Origin of the sequence: Methanosarcina sp. UBA411, from assembly GCF_002495725.1 — an archaeon.
Lineage (GTDB): Archaea > Halobacteriota > Methanosarcinia > Methanosarcinales > Methanosarcinaceae > Methanosarcina.
On the sequence record NZ_DAGK01000028.1, the window covers coordinates 192,279 to 206,197 of the forward strand.

Genomic DNA, 13,919 nt, shown 5'->3' on the forward strand with positions numbered 1-13,919 from the left:
CATAAGACATTGGTAAATATAGTACATCTAATATGAAAAAGTTACCAAAAGAATTAAAATAAGTAATGCCAGGTGGCATTACTTATTCGGCATCGATGCAACTTCCGCCAGCGGCCTCAATTTTTTCACGGGCAGATGCCGAAAATTCTTCCGAAGTAACCACAAGGTTCTTCGTAACACGTCCGCTTCCTAGTACTTTTTCGATTCCTAGATTCTCAAGGTTAATGTGGTATGCTTCGTCCTTGATTTCGGCAAGCCCTTCTTCAACAAGATAAGGAGCAAGCTCGTCAAGTTCTCCCACATTTACTATGGAAATATCTTTGGAAATCTCAGCAGGGCGCTTGAAGCCATGCTTTCCGTAGCTGTATCCCCTGAACATAGCCCTTACAAAGTGGTGTTTACAGCCTCCGGCTTTTCCACGACCTCCGCGGTTTCCGGCTCCACGCCTGTTTTTATGAGTCCCGCCTCCGCAGGTTCTGGATCCTCTGAATTTCTTTGTATCCATTCCAACCACCTTATCTCATTTTGTGCAGGAGTACATTGATACCTGCGCCGTGGTCTCCGAGCTCGCCACCCTGCTGTACGGTCCTTTTAATCCCTGCATGCCCTTTTCTTGGGGGGTGAAGCCTGAAAACCGGCTTCAATTTAGGAACTTCCTTAAGGGTAGTTTCTCCGTTAACAACAGCTTCAGCAAAAGCCTGTATTGAATCATAGGCTGTGTTTTCCCGGATATATTCCTCGGTCAGACGGGTGTCCCCTTCAAGTCTTCCACGGTTTTCGAGGATCTCTCCAAGGGTTTTAGCGTCAATTTTCCCAAAGGCAACGTAGTCCTTAACCTTCTGAACCATACCTTTGAAATGAGGATTCTCGGGCACAATTACACAGTGGTTGACCTTGTGCAGGCGAAGCATCTTCATGGTATCTTCAATCGTGTACCGGACATTAACCTGACCTCTCAATCTTACAATGACATACATATCAGGCTTCCTCCTTACAGTACACTGGCAGCCTCATAACGTTGACCTGGTTAAGAGCATCGAAGGTTGCCTTTGCGAAGTTGAGGGTAGACCGGGTAGTTCCGAAAGTCTTGGTCCATACATCTTTAATTCCGGCTTTTTCCAACACTTTGGTTGCAGTATTTCCTGCAGCAATTCCAAGGCCTCTTGGTGCCGGAATAAGAGTTACGCTTACACTGCCTGCCTTTCCTGTAACTTCATAAGGAACGGTGTGAGGCAGTCCGCAAGCACATTCCCAGGATCCACAACCTCTGCGGATATAAGTGATATCGAGCTTTGCAGCATCAATTGCCTTACGGATAGCAGGCCCTACCTGCACGTCCTTTGCCTGTCCGAGCCCTACATAGCCATTCCTGTTCCCTACGATTACGGTTGCTCTGAATTTCACACGACGTCCAGAGTCAGTCATCCTCTGAACCATGTTAATATCGAGTACCTCGTCTTCCAGGTCAGGAAGCAGCATATCAATTATCTGGGGCTCCCTGATAGGCAGGCCTGATTTGATTGCTTCTTCCATGGAAGCAACCTGTCCTTCCATGACTAATTTTCCAAGCCTAGTTTTCGGAACCCAATCTTCATCGAATGCCATTTAATCACCTTAACTAAATTCAGCAAAGATTTTCTCTTTGGTTGCTTCAAACTGCTCTGGCAGGTCTGAGCTCTCTTCTCTGTATTCAGCAATGTGCTCTCCCCGGATTCTCTCGTCCGAAGGGAAAACTTCAGGGCTGCAGGGAACTTCGAAACCCGAGTCTACCATGCCTTTAAGCGCAGCATAGACCCTGGAGCCTGCAGAGGAAGCCTGAAGTCCGAGATCCAGAATTCCTCCTTCATATCCCTTCTTCAAGCTTTTCAGCCCGAACAAGAGCCCTGTAAGGTATGCAGCCGTTGTGTTTCCGGTAGATCCTGTGTAACCGTACTTAGCAAGCTCACTCGAAACGGCTGAGGAATAAGTAATATCCCCTTCTGGGGTGGGAGCTATTAACTGGATCTGAACATTTCTTGCACTCTTCCTGACAACCACACGGTCCTGCCTTGAGAGCAGTAACTTGAGCCGCAGGTGGTAATTAGTGCGTCCTTCTCTTCGTCTTCTAAAAGGAACCTTATATCTTGGTCCTGTTGCCATATTTAGCTCCTCCAGGTTATTTCTTTAACAGTTTTTCAGACCCAAGGTGGGTATTCAGGTGGGAAACGCTTCTGTATTCGCCGCCTTTTGCTTTTCTGTAAAGTCTGCAGTACGTGGACTTATCAAGTGTTCCATCTGCACGCAGTTCCTTGAGCCTTCTTCTAAGCGCCCGGATCTTTTTGATCCACTGCTCCTTCTTTGGAGTACGGGCTCCTTTCTTACCTTTTCTTGAACCATGCCCTTTGCAGTGCCCATATTTGCGCTTGGCAGCAAGAGCTCTGGCTCTTCCTCTGCTGACTCCTTTTACCGGCTTGGCTTTAATAGTGCCTTTCTCAATGAGTCCGCGAACATCTTCCCTGGTAATTGCCGATGCGATCTCTTCAGAGGCTTCCGGATTAAGCCATACCCTGTCAAGTCCGCATTCGAGAATTTTGGAGGCTAACCTTCTTTGATTGGCCAGATCTGACATTTTTATTCACTCCTTCCAGGGTTCAGCACTTTAATACCGAGTTCTCCAGCTTTTGCGATAATAACAGCTTTCTTTCTTGCGCCTACTGTAGAGGCTATTCTGATTGCCTCAAAAGATGAATCAACAAGCTCAAGCTCAGCAACACTGGAGACAAGTACATCAGAGTAACCGGATGGGTGCAGGCCTTTTACTGCAGCAGGACTTCCGTATCCTATCTGGGCATGAGCACCTTTTGAGACATACTTCCTGCGCTGTTTACCCTGAGTACCTCTCGGGCGCCTCCAGTTGCTGTCAAGCCTCTTGAACTTATGACAGGCCGCTCTCTTGAACTGGGGCTTCTTTCCCTTCTGGACTTTTCTCACATTGAATAATCGCCTGGATTCAGAGTCCATATCAAGGGGGGAAACTGAAGTACTTTCTGATTTGAATTCTTCTGCCATCATAACCACCTCAGGCCTTCTGCACGATATAGATTCCGTCCTGGAAAATCCTCGGATCGAATCTCTTGATCTTGGTCTTTTGTTCAATGTTTGCGGCAGTCTGCCCGACGTCTTCCTTGTTGATTCCGGTAATCGTCACATCATTTCCAGTAACTTTAACCTTTGTCTCACCAAGGATTTTTGCAATTCTTGGCTTCTTTTCTCCAAGGAAGTTTCCGATTATGAGGGTCTTACCATCAACTTTTACCTGCATAGGGAAGTGAGAGTACAGGATAGTCATCTTGCACTCAAAGCCTTCATTTACGCCTTTCATCAGGTTTTTGATGTGGGAAGTAAAAGTGCCTACCATGGCTTTCTGTTCTTTCCTGGAAGAGTGTGAATCTACCACTACTTCGCCTTCCCTGACATCGATCTTGATTCCAGGGTACCACAACTTTCTTTCTACAGTCCCCAGGGGACCCTTGGCTGTAAATACATCCTGAGAGAAAGAGACGGAAATTCCTTCAGGAATTTCTATTGTTCTTGCAATTTCCTTAACCATTTCCTGTTCCCTCCAGCTCAGTACACATAAGCAAGAAGCTGTCCACCGACCTTCTTCTCACGGGCTTCGTACTGGGACATAACCCCGCTTGAAGTAGTTATTATAAGGGCGCCGAAGTTCTTTGCCGGCAGGAACTGCTTTTCCCAGCGTTCAAAGCTGTCAGTTCCTACGGAATACCGCGGCTTGATTGCGCCGCACTTATTGATTCTTCCCACAAGGGTAACACTGTAGACTCCAGCTTTTCCGTCATCGATAAGCTCGAATTCTCCAATGTAGCCGAGATCTTGCATAACCTTCAGCACGTTGCCAATGTTTTTTGAGGCAGGCCTGATAATACAGGAACTTTTCCCAATAACTTCGGCATTCTTAATTGTGGAAAGGGCATTTGCAAGAGGATCAAGTAATACCATTTTAATCACCTTACGAATACTTCTCAAAACCCATCTCGTGGGCAATCTCCCTGAAACAGTGCCTGCAGAGGTAAATGTCATATTTGCGGACAAGACCCTGCTTTCTCCCGCACCGTTTACATACGTTTACCCCTTTTCCGGACTTGTTTATAGTCTCTGCCATTTACATGACCTCCACGCCATAGCTTTCGTTAAGGAAAGCAACTGCATCCTCGACTGTAACCTTGTGGTTAACCGGGATCTTCCTTGCTGCTATCCTTCTCTTGCAGATTCTTTCTCCGGGGCGCTTGATAACGACTGTTACGTCCATTCCGAAAACTCCGATGTTCGGGTCATATTTCATGCCCGGAAAATCAGTGTGTTCTTCAATTCCGAAAGAGACGTTTCCAAGGGAGTCAAACTGGGATCTAACCAAAGTTTTATCGATGATATTTAGAGCAGTCTCGAGGAACTCCTTGGCTCTCTGGCCTCTAAGGGTCACTTTGCAGCCTATAGGTTCGTTCTTCTTGATCGAAAAAGTCGGAAGAGTCCTTTTGGCAAAGCACCTGACAATTTCCTGCCCTGTAATAGTCCTGAGGATTTCTTCGGCGTTTACTAGATGCTGGCCACTTTCTCCAACACCCATGTGGACAATTACCTTCTCAACAACGGGAGTGCGCATAACATTACTCAATTACCTCACCACCGAGCAGAATCTCAGGCTTGTCCTCGCCAATGACAATCACGTAATCTTCAATCGTTTCAAAATCAGTTTCACCGGAAATTGAGACTGTATTATGTCTGGAACTCTTAACTTCCCTGATTTCCGTGATCTTTCCGATTTCTCCAGAGTGCTGGCCACCTACTACCATTGCCAGGTTGCCAACCTTGAACTGCAGGTGCTTTACTATCTGCTTGTCAGGCACTGAGAGAATCAGAGAATCCTTTGTGCCGTACTCGTTAGTACCCAGAATGTTGGTTCCGTCATTCAGGTTAAGCTGCACCTTGCCTCCTTTGAGAGTCATCTTGTTGTTGATCCTGCACAATTTGTGGATGTTTGTCCCGTTCAGCTTGTGAAGGACCAGACGTCCCTTTTCATCCTGGAACATTCTGTATGTTTCATTTATGAGTGGGAGTGTAATTACGTCAAAAAGCCCAACCGGGAACCTGAGGTCTTTCCTTGGGATTCCATCTACAAGAACTTTGCCTTCCGAAAGAATCTTCTTACCTTCCCTGCTGTTATCTACAAGCTTGAGAATATCGCGAATTATGATTCCTAGCGGAAGACTGCGTGCCTGACTGTGAGGCCCCGGGCGGGTGGTGGAGACCCACTTATAACCTTTTTTTCCGGCCTTCCAGCTTCTTGGGATTGATAATCTTTTCTGGTGTGTCACAAAATCACCTGCCTCACTTCTTAATGCTTGATGCTCTGCGCCCGTCCTTCAGTTCCAGTTTTGTGATCATAACATTGGAGGGGTATATAGGCCTTGGGACTTCGGTGCCATCCACCTTGGTGGAAATGACTCCGTCAATAGCAATAGTGCCGTCCTGAAGAGAAACGGTCTGGACCTTTCCTTCAGTACCCTTATAGTCTCCGCGCATGACCTTCACGGTGTCTCCCGCGATAACTGCGGCGCTTCTTGTGCCGTACTCCTTGGAGAGGGCTTCACTGAGCCTTGCGCCCATGAATTTCTGTCTGATATGCAGAGGCGCATTGTATCTTGCCTTTCTCTGCTTTCTCGGCTGTTTGGATACCATTTTTGCCACCTCAGACAATAATAGATGCTGTGGTTCCAATCTTGGGATACCTTTCAGCTACTTCTCTTGCTACAGGACCTTTTATGTCCGTCCCTTTGGGAATCCCATCTTCGTCCGTGATTACCATAGCATTATCCTCAAAGGATACACGCAGCCCATCCGGACGGCGGAACTCCTGTTTCTGGCGAACCACTACTGCAAGAAGAACCTGCTTCCTCATTTCGGGTGTGCCTTTTTTTACTGAAACGACGCACATGTCCCCAATTCCTGCGCAGGGCATTCTGTTCTTAACCCCTCTGTACTTCTTGACAGAAATAATCTCAACGACCTTGGCTCCGGTGTTGTCCACACAGGAAACCTTGGCGCCTGCATTGAGAGCCCTTGGGATGTTGGAGCGTATGCCTTTCATTTAGGCACCTCCGCTTTAACTACCACATAGGACTTCGTTTTGCTTATACGCCTGCATTCCGCGATCGTAACGATATCCCCGACTTTTGCTGAAATGCAAGGTGGGTTGTGTGCGTGAAGTTTCGAGCGTCTCTTCTCGTATCTCTGGTATTTTGGCACCAATTTCATGTATTGCCTTTCAATAACTACCGTATTGTCCATCTTGCTGCTGACCACGGTGCCCACAAGGATTTGACCTCTTACAGGAAGTGTTCCGTGGAAGGGACAGTCTGAATCATCACATTCTTCTGATGGCGCCGGTATGTTCAATCCAATATCTCTTGCCATGAGTTTAGCCCCATTTGCGTAACTTTTTGATGTTCTTGATCCGATTTTCGGGTTGTGAGAGCAGCAGGTTTCCCTGAATTTTAACTAATGTATCGGATCTGCGGCCTTTTTCTGAGAGCTCGGCAGGGATTCGGAAGAGAAATTCCGAATCCGCCTTTGGAATCTTCAGTTCCCGCGACTTTGAGTTTTCTACGATTAGCATATTTTTTGTCTCGTCGATTACCCTGCCGCGGATTCCAGCCAATGCTGGATTAGTGGAGTGAATTACCTGAATCTCGAGCCCTATCAGTTCATGGTAGATAAGGGTCGAAGGTAGAATTTCCACCTTAGATTTCATTTAGCTCATGTTGAATTGTCTTTATCCGGGCAATCGTTCTCTTTATTTCTCCGATTCGTCCCGGGTTTTCAGGAGCTCCGCCTGCGGAAGTAAGGGCACGTTCCCTGACAAGCTCATTGCTCAGGGTCTCGAGTTCATCAGCCCGTTCCTCAAGTGACATGTTCCGGATTTCGCTGGTTCTGAGGATTGCCATTATTCCTTAGCCTCCTTGTGAACCCGGGCCATGGGATGCCAATAGTCATAACCCTCGTGCTTGTGCTGCCAGACTCCATTGACTTGTCTTCGAAGTTCTTCTGAGCCTTCAACCTGAATGACTTCAGCCTCTTCAAATTCTTCTGCTGCCTCAGCCTGAGGTTCTTCCTCGGCTTCTTCAGGCTCTGCGACTTCAGCTGCTTCTACTGGTTTCGCAGGTGCTGCTGCAGGAGTTTTTGGTTTTGCCGCGCTTTCCTTCTTAGGGGCTTCAGCAGGTTTCTCGGCCGGTTTTGCAGCCGGTTTTTCGGCAGGCTTTTCAACCGGTTCAGTTACAATCTCACTTGCTTCCTTAACCCTGTACGAATCAGGCAGGACAACATCTGGCTGAATGATCCTGACTTTACAGCCAAGGGTTCCGAGCTTTTTGACTGCTACTGCAAACCCTTCGTCTACTACTTCCTGCACAGGATTTCCGGAGTGCTTTATGTACCCGTCAACGAATTTTTCAACTCTTGACCTGGAACCCGTAAGCTTTCCTGAGATTACGACTTCACACCCGAGGGCGCCTGCATTCATGACTGCCCTAATTGTGTTGTGTCCGGCTTTCCTGAAGTACCAGCCTCTCTCAATTGAGGCTGCAAGCCTTGATGCCATCATCTGAGCGTTAAGTTCAGGTTTCTTAACTTCCTGAGCATCAATCTGCGGGTTTTCGAGATTGTACTTGGTTGCTACATCCCTTGTAAGCTTTCTGATGACCTTTCCGGCTTTCCCTATTACCATTCCAGGCTTTTCAGAATAAATAACAATCTGGGTGCCCATTGGGGTCCTGTTAAGCTCCATACCGCCGTATCCAGCTCTGTTCAGCTGTTCTGCGAAATACTCGTCCATGGAGGCTTTAACATACCCGTCATTGACGAATTTTCTTTCTATTGCCATTTAGCGCACCTCGGAAAGAATCATCTCTATATTTACAGTGTCTGTGTCTTTGGGAGTGGCCCGTCCTCTGGCTCTCGGCATAAACCCATGAATTACCCTTCCGCGCTGAATTGCAGCGTGGCTGATATACATGTTTGCGGGTTCAAGTCCCTTGTATTCGGCATTGCTTTCTGCATTCTTCAAGATCTTGAGGATCTCTTTTGAAGCATTAACAGGGTACCTGCCTGCAGCCATTGGACCTTTTCGGTGTCCTGTTCCGTCGTGGTGCCTTTTGAAGGGGACTGCCTGTTTTAAAGCAATTACGTCTTCCAAAAACTTTCTTGCTTCAGCAACCTTCATGCCCTTAATTTTGCAGCAGACTTCACGGGACTTTTTAGGGGAAATATGGAGTTCAGAACCCATAGCCTTAGAGGTAGTCTCAGGGTTTCCCTTAACTGAATAATCAATTTTTGCCATTCCCTTTCACCTCATTTCAGTGGCACGAACTTACTTGAACGGGTTGCTCCCACACCAGCACTGCCGTGTGAAACCCTTCCTCTTGTGGGTGCGAATTCTCCGAAACGGTGCCCGATCATTTCAGGCTGAAGATCCACACTCACAAAGCCTTTCCCATTGTGGATTTCAATTGTCTGTCCGATCATTTCCGGAAGGATGATAAGATCTCTGTGATGAGTCTTGATCTTCTTTCCTTCCTTGAACTCGTGCAGGACTTTTTTCTGTCCGTCCGTGAATCCGCGTTTGATGCTCCTGCGTTCTCTTGAAGGTAGGAGTTCTGCAAACTCTTCAAGACTCAATTCCTGAAGTTCTGAGACGGTTTTCCCGCGGTAGGTATACTCACCCTTTCTCTTTGGTAATCTTGATGATAATTTTTTAGCCATAACGAATACCCCTCATCAGCGCTTCATTCCGGTCCTTCTAGCTGCAATCAGTCCGACCTTTCTTCCGGGCGGAGCGTTTCTGCTAACCGTTGTGGGCTTACCCGGATGCTTCCAGGCACCTCCACCGAATGGGTGGTCACGCGGGTTCATGGCAATTCCTGAAACCCTGGGATACTTTGCAGCTCTTGTTTTCATTTTGTGGTACTTTTTCCCGGCTTTGAGCCATGGCCTGTCAACTCTGCCTCCGCCTGCAACAATACCGACAACTGCCCTGCACTTAGGGTTAAGCCATTTAATGGTCCCTGAGGGCATTGCCACTGCAGTCCTGTTAGGCTCATGGGTTACGACAGTTGCGTATACTCCGGAAGAGCGCACGAATTTGCCGCCATCATTTGGCTTTGACTCGATGTTGCAGATAAAGAAACCTTCAGGCACTTTTCCTATAGGAACTATATTTCCTGGCCTGACATCAGCATCGTCTCCGCACTCGATTGTGTTACCTACTGCAACTCCCTCTGAGGCAAGCAGGAGAAGTTCTTCCCCATTTTCAAAGGCAACTTTTGCAATCGGGGCTGAGCGAGCAGGATCGTGCTCGAGATCAATGATTTTCCCCTGAATCGACGTATTTTCATCAACACGCGGATGCCTCAGTTCTGCCTTGTACTTGTGAGAAGGAGCTCTGTAGGTAGGAGTACCTCTACCCCTGTTTTGTGATATTAGTCTTTTACCCATACATCACACCTCACATCAGTCCTATCCGGGTTGCAATCTCGTGTGCCGATTCAGGATCTTCGAATGTCAGGATTGCTTTTTTCGTACCCTTCATGGTAGTCATGGTCCGCACGGACTTTACTTTGAATCCGTACAGTTTTTCAACATCTTCTACGATCTGCTTTTTGTTTGACCTGGTATCCACGATAAATTGGAGCTTGTTTTCGTCAAGCAGCATCATCGCTTTTTCAGTAACAAAAGGATAATTAATGGAACTCATTGGAATGCACCCTCCAGTTTCTCAACTGCGGATTCTGTCCAGATAGTAAGGCGCCCTGCATGAGTGCCAGGTGCGAGCAGCTCGGCATTCAGTGAATCTACTGTTGCAACGTCTACCCCTGAGAGGTTTCTTGCAGCCTTCATGATAGGAGCATTTTCTCCTGCAACAATAAGGATACTCTTTTTGTGCTTGTATTTCCTACCTCTGAGCTTTCCACGGCCGGCCCTGATATGTCTTCCGTATTTTGCCCTGAGTACGTCATCATAGACTCCGATAGCCTGCAAGAATTCAATTACCTGCTTTGTCCTATCCAGGTCTTCAAGAGCGTTTTCCGTAACAATAGGAAGTTCGGCTTCAAAGATATGGCCTCTCAGGCTTACGAGAGTCGGATCTCTGGTTGCTGCAATTGCAGAGCGGATTGCATAGCGGCGTTCCTTAGTGTTGACTTTCTCGCTTCTGTCAGCTTCCGGTTTTGGTGGGTGGGCTCTTCTTCCGCCTCTTGCGTGAGGAACTCTTGCAGCTCTGCTGCTGTTTACGAGTCTCGGAATATGAGATACGCCTCGTCCTGAACCCCAGCCTCTTGCGGAAGTTTCCATGCCTGCGTAAAGACGGGGACCATAGGGCTGAAGCCTGTTTGCCTGTGCCGCAAGCACTGCCTTTTTAATCAGGTCAGGGCGGTAATCCACATCAAACACGTCGGGAAGCTCAATCTCCCTGACAACCCTTCCTGTAAGGTCTATTGTTTTTGCTGTAGCCATTTCACTTCACCCCTGCTTGGATTCCCTGCTTATGTGAAGGATATTCGGTTCGCCAAGGTCGGCTTTCTTTGCCCTGATCGGATCTCTGAGTCTGATAAGCCTCTTTGATGGTCCGGGAACGCTGCCTTTGATCAGCACATAATCCCCACGGACAAGGCCGTAATTTATAAAGCCGCCCTCTGGAGTGACTTCTTCCCCATCGGACCCGATCTTGAGGATACGCTTGTTGAACTCAGTTCTCTGGTGGTATCCGGTCTGACCCAGCTGCGGGACTCTCCAAGAGACGCGGCGAAGGCCGAAGCCACCAAGAGTACCGATCTGCCTGAGACTACCCTGCCTGGAGTGCTTGCCTTTCATAAGCTGGATACCCCAGCGTTTGACAGGACCCTGAGTACCCTTTCCGATAGTTATTGCAGCAGTGTCAACAAGTATCCCGGTCTTGAAAACGTCGGTGACGCTTACAAGAGTGCCGAGGATTGACTTTGCGTACTCAAATTTAGTACTGAGATCCCTGGCACTGATTCCGGATTCCATGATGTCGGGAGTCTTTTTGGGAACCCCGGTAAGGCTCTTTGGCAGGGTGTAGATAACTGCCTTGATGTCACTTACCTTGCCTTCTTCAATCATTTTTCCAATATTTTCAAGGTTTTCGGCCATGTTTTCGGCTGCCGGTATAGGGATCCTGCGCTTGAGTTCAGGATCAAGATCTGCTGCCCATACCTCAGCAATTGCTTTTTCTCCGGTGCTGTCTTCTGCATAAGCCCGGATGGCTGCGACCCTGATTGCAGGAGTTTCGATGACAGTTACAGGTACGGAGATTTCCATACCCTGGGTAAGGCTGTTCTTTGTGTCATCAATCATGATCACGTGGGTCATGCCCACCTTGTACCCTGCAAAACTCTGTAGCTTTGGTTCACCTGTAGCCTCCGGCCAGGACCTGAACCGTGGAATGTGGCTCTTTGCCCTCTTGCGCGGACTAAATGCGAGGGAACCTCGTTTTGGTCGGTGTATGCTTGCCATATTTCTACTCCGTAAATTTCAATTGAAATACCAGCCCCTCCGGTCGGCTCAATGTGAGTGGCAAAAGAAAAATGCACTGGATTCCCCGAACGCTACCAGGTGGGGAGGGACATATTTCAGACCTGCCTGGCAGATATGCCTCGAGCAGACCAGAGCTTTATTGCTCCCGGTACCCTAATTCCTTCAGGCATCTGCAAATATCCGATCCTCTTCCCAGCTTGTCTAGCAGGAGCATACTCTTAAAGGATCGATTTACGATCCTGGCAGACCCAAATCCAGGCATTCGGCCCTGGTTTGAAACATTTACTAGTCTGATTTGAAACTTCAGTATATGGTAACCTGATTTTAAATTCAGTTCCCTGATTTGAAACTTCATTACTCAGTGACTGCAACCGCGACTCATCGAAAACCTGAACAGCTTCGTGCGATTTTAGGCGTTATTACAACGCCAAAAGCGGGCGTTTCAAAGCATTGGCCCTTTGACACTCATGTTGATCCGACGTTTCTCACTGGATTGATCTTCAATGCAGGAAATCTCCCGTAAAGCACGGTAGAAAATCCTATCTCCCGGACTTCCAGGAAGTTAGCATTAAGCATCACATTGATCTGATTAGAGAATTTCAAACATTAAAATGCATGAAACTTCCATCTTTGATGTACTTTGCCTTTACAAGGCACATCTAATATATAAAGCCTTTGCAGAGCAGGAAGATAATTCAGAAAGAAGAATCAATTACAGAGGAGGAAATGATAAATAAATCAAAGAGTTAGATTTCTGTTTTTCTTATAAAAGAATTGAAACGCTGAATCATAGTTAAAAGCATACCAGCTTTACTTACTGACAAACAGGAGCTTATAGATCGGCTTAGAAGTACAACCTAGGAATATAATATTAACATATAACAGCTTGTAAGTACAAAATATGATATTATATAATTCTTGTGTTATATTATACTCAAGAAGGAATAAAAGAAAAGTTAAAGAAAAGTTAAAGAAAAATTAGAAAGGAAAATTAGAAAGGAAAATTAAAAGGGTTAAAGAAGTAGTGTTAAAAAAGTATAGTTTTCTTACATCCGAATAAAAGAGCCAGTCATAATAAGAGAATTCTTCACAGACTACAAGGATGCGAGAGAGTCAAACTGAATGCAGCTACCATATCCAAAAAAGGCAATCCAATAATATAAATAATAAGTAAAATTTATTAATAAGTAAAATTTGTGTTCTTTCAATTTAAATGCTCTTTTTGTCATTTTTTACTTAAAAATTGAATTTCGAATATTCTGTACAGGACGAAGTATTTGTTACCCTCTACACTTTTGATGTAATAAGCATTAAGTTCCTGTCCTGTCTTCCAGAAATTCCATACATATTATCCTTTCATGAAATAGTAGCCCAGTAACTGTGAAATTATCAATAGAGAATTGGGTTATTAGAGATATTATCTAGCAGTCTAGTTATAGATATATAGAGTCTGAGTTTATGAGCAAAATATCTGTTAGACCAAATTATAACCTTAATGGAAATCTACTAAAGGACATTTATCTATAATAGACAAGATAAGTAATTATTAGTCTGAGTATATACATTAAGGATTTTGGATTTTAATATTAATACTACTACTTTATTTAAAGAGAAAGAGTTTTGAAAAATGAAAAAGCTTTTACAGGATAAATTGCCTTAAAAATATTTAGATGATTTTTAAATTTTCCTTAGAATCTAATTGATAAAAATATTTATTTTAACAAATATATAGATACCAAAGCGCGCTAAATTAAAACCGAAAATTGCTTATAAAAGTGTTAAGTAGTCAAAATTTATGTTATCTGGATTTCAACCAGCATAGAATAATGAATAAAGGGAACATAAAACCAAACTTAAGCAGAAGAGAGAGTATATTAAGGAGTGTAGTAATTGAAGAAAAAAACAGGGACTTATAAGGGAATATGTGGTAGGAAGTGGAAATTAACCGGGATTGCTCTGATTCTTATTTTTTCAATAATTTCAGTGTCAGTTACAGTGGCAGAAAGCAACACTGAAAACCAAGAAAACGACAGAGTAGTAAATGAGTCAAATACAGTAAGTAACGAGACAGAAAATGACTGGTCGTACCATATAGAGAGTGACAAAGAAAATGAAACTGAAGATTACTGGTGGTACGGTACAGAAAATGACGCCGAAAATCTGGAACAAGAATTCGGGGAAAGCAAAAACAAGGAAACAGTAACAAATAACACAGAAAAACAAACAGAAAAAAGTAAGGAAAACAAGGAAACAGTAACAAATAACACAGAAAAACAAACAACAGAAAGTAAGGAAAACAAGGAAACAGTAACAAA

Annotated in this window: 25 protein-coding genes; 2 read left to right on the forward strand and 23 right to left on the reverse strand. The window is 45.4% G+C overall.

Annotated elements, in window-relative coordinates:
* Nucleotides 1-82: 82 nt before the first annotated feature.
* From BP861_RS10925 to rpl3p, 23 genes are read right to left on the reverse strand one after another with little or no spacing between them, the layout of a single operon-like run.
* Nucleotides 83-505: an uL15m family ribosomal protein gene (locus BP861_RS10925; RefSeq protein ID WP_292375397.1), complete on the reverse strand. Its 423-nt coding sequence runs from the start codon at nt 503-505 to the stop codon at nt 83-85.
* 10 nt (nt 506-515) lie between these two features.
* Nucleotides 516-977, reverse strand: a complete 462-nt coding sequence (locus BP861_RS10930; RefSeq protein WP_292375400.1) for a 50S ribosomal protein L30 — start codon at nt 975-977, stop codon at nt 516-518.
* Nucleotide 978: 1 nt separating this feature from the next.
* Entirely contained in the window at nt 979-1,605 is a 627-nt protein-coding gene (locus tag BP861_RS10935; protein ID WP_292375403.1) for a 30S ribosomal protein S5, read from the reverse strand.
* A gap of 9 nt (nt 1,606-1,614) precedes the next feature.
* Nucleotides 1,615-2,139: a 50S ribosomal protein L18 gene (locus tag BP861_RS10940; RefSeq protein WP_292375406.1), complete on the reverse strand. Its 525-nt coding sequence runs from the start codon at nt 2,137-2,139 to the stop codon at nt 1,615-1,617.
* Between the two features lie 16 nt (nt 2,140-2,155).
* A complete protein-coding gene (locus tag BP861_RS10945) occupies nt 2,156-2,608 on the reverse strand; it encodes a 50S ribosomal protein L19e (protein WP_292375409.1) in 453 nt (150 codons plus the stop codon).
* 2 nt (nt 2,609-2,610) lie between these two features.
* Nucleotides 2,611-3,048 carry a 50S ribosomal protein L32e gene (locus tag BP861_RS10950; RefSeq protein WP_292375492.1) on the reverse strand — a complete coding sequence of 146 codons (438 nt, stop codon included), beginning with the start codon at nt 3,046-3,048 and terminating at the stop codon, nt 2,611-2,613.
* A gap of 10 nt (nt 3,049-3,058) precedes the next feature.
* Nucleotides 3,059-3,589: a 50S ribosomal protein L6 gene (gene rpl6p / locus BP861_RS10955; protein ID WP_292375411.1), complete on the reverse strand. Its 531-nt coding sequence runs from the start codon at nt 3,587-3,589 to the stop codon at nt 3,059-3,061.
* Nucleotides 3,590-3,606: 17 nt separating this feature from the next.
* The gene (locus tag BP861_RS10960) at nt 3,607-3,999 is read right to left on the reverse strand and encodes a 30S ribosomal protein S8 (protein WP_292375413.1); all 393 of its coding nucleotides are present in this window, start codon (nt 3,997-3,999) and stop codon (nt 3,607-3,609) included.
* Nucleotides 4,000-4,009: 10 nt separating this feature from the next.
* Nucleotides 4,010-4,162, reverse strand: coding sequence for a 30S ribosomal protein S14 (locus BP861_RS10965; RefSeq protein ID WP_292375416.1), 153 nt, complete (start codon nt 4,160-4,162; stop codon nt 4,010-4,012).
* On the reverse strand, nt 4,163-4,660 hold the full coding sequence (locus tag BP861_RS10970) for a 50S ribosomal protein L5 (protein WP_292375494.1): 498 nt from the start codon (nt 4,658-4,660) through the stop codon (nt 4,163-4,165).
* Between the two features lie 4 nt (nt 4,661-4,664).
* Nucleotides 4,665-5,372, reverse strand: coding sequence for a 30S ribosomal protein S4e (locus BP861_RS10975; RefSeq protein ID WP_292375419.1), 708 nt, complete (start codon nt 5,370-5,372; stop codon nt 4,665-4,667).
* A 13-nt stretch (nt 5,373-5,385) separates the two neighbouring features.
* A complete protein-coding gene (rplX, locus tag BP861_RS10980) occupies nt 5,386-5,736 on the reverse strand; it encodes a 50S ribosomal protein L24 (protein ID WP_292375421.1) in 351 nt (116 codons plus the stop codon).
* A 10-nt stretch (nt 5,737-5,746) separates the two neighbouring features.
* Nucleotides 5,747-6,145 carry a 50S ribosomal protein L14 gene (rpl14p, locus tag BP861_RS10985; protein ID WP_292375424.1) on the reverse strand — a complete coding sequence of 133 codons (399 nt, stop codon included), beginning with the start codon at nt 6,143-6,145 and terminating at the stop codon, nt 5,747-5,749.
* Nucleotides 6,142-6,471 carry a 30S ribosomal protein S17 gene (locus BP861_RS10990; RefSeq protein WP_292375427.1) on the reverse strand — a complete coding sequence of 110 codons (330 nt, stop codon included), beginning with the start codon at nt 6,469-6,471 and terminating at the stop codon, nt 6,142-6,144. The genes rpl14p and BP861_RS10990 overlap by 4 nt, the downstream gene beginning before the upstream one ends.
* Before the next feature lie 4 nt (nt 6,472-6,475).
* A complete protein-coding gene (rnp1, locus tag BP861_RS10995; RefSeq protein ID WP_292375430.1) occupies nt 6,476-6,808 on the reverse strand; it encodes a ribonuclease P protein component 1 in 333 nt (110 codons plus the stop codon).
* Nucleotides 6,798-7,001, reverse strand: coding sequence for a 50S ribosomal protein L29 (gene rpmC / locus BP861_RS11000; protein ID WP_292375433.1), 204 nt, complete (start codon nt 6,999-7,001; stop codon nt 6,798-6,800). Before rpmC ends, rnp1 begins: the two co-directional genes overlap by 11 nt.
* Entirely contained in the window at nt 7,001-7,936 is a 936-nt protein-coding gene (locus BP861_RS11005; RefSeq protein WP_292375436.1) for a 30S ribosomal protein S3, read from the reverse strand. Before BP861_RS11005 ends, rpmC begins: the two co-directional genes overlap by 1 nt.
* On the reverse strand, nt 7,937-8,392 hold the full coding sequence (locus tag BP861_RS11010) for a 50S ribosomal protein L22 (protein ID WP_292375439.1): 456 nt from the start codon (nt 8,390-8,392) through the stop codon (nt 7,937-7,939).
* Between the two features lie 11 nt (nt 8,393-8,403).
* Nucleotides 8,404-8,814, reverse strand: coding sequence for a 30S ribosomal protein S19 (locus tag BP861_RS11015; protein ID WP_292375442.1), 411 nt, complete (start codon nt 8,812-8,814; stop codon nt 8,404-8,406).
* Between the two features lie 15 nt (nt 8,815-8,829).
* Entirely contained in the window at nt 8,830-9,546 is a 717-nt protein-coding gene (locus BP861_RS11020; RefSeq protein WP_292375445.1) for a 50S ribosomal protein L2, read from the reverse strand.
* A gap of 10 nt (nt 9,547-9,556) precedes the next feature.
* On the reverse strand, nt 9,557-9,805 hold the full coding sequence (locus BP861_RS11025; RefSeq protein ID WP_011305150.1) for a 50S ribosomal protein L23: 249 nt from the start codon (nt 9,803-9,805) through the stop codon (nt 9,557-9,559).
* Nucleotides 9,802-10,563, reverse strand: a complete 762-nt coding sequence (rpl4p, locus tag BP861_RS11030) for a 50S ribosomal protein L4 (RefSeq protein ID WP_292375454.1) — start codon at nt 10,561-10,563, stop codon at nt 9,802-9,804. Before rpl4p ends, BP861_RS11025 begins: the two co-directional genes overlap by 4 nt.
* 6 nt (nt 10,564-10,569) lie before the next feature.
* Entirely contained in the window at nt 10,570-11,583 is a 1,014-nt protein-coding gene (rpl3p, locus tag BP861_RS11035; protein ID WP_292375455.1) for a 50S ribosomal protein L3, read from the reverse strand.
* A 364-nt stretch (nt 11,584-11,947) separates the two neighbouring features.
* Between rpl3p and BP861_RS11040 the strand changes: the two genes are divergently transcribed.
* Nucleotides 11,948-12,127, forward strand: coding sequence for a hypothetical protein (locus BP861_RS11040; RefSeq protein WP_292375458.1), 180 nt, complete (start codon nt 11,948-11,950; stop codon nt 12,125-12,127).
* A gap of 1,367 nt (nt 12,128-13,494) precedes the next feature.
* Nucleotides 13,495-13,919 (forward strand): hypothetical protein (locus BP861_RS11045; RefSeq protein ID WP_292375461.1); only part of this gene is annotated, 425 nt, incomplete at its 3' end.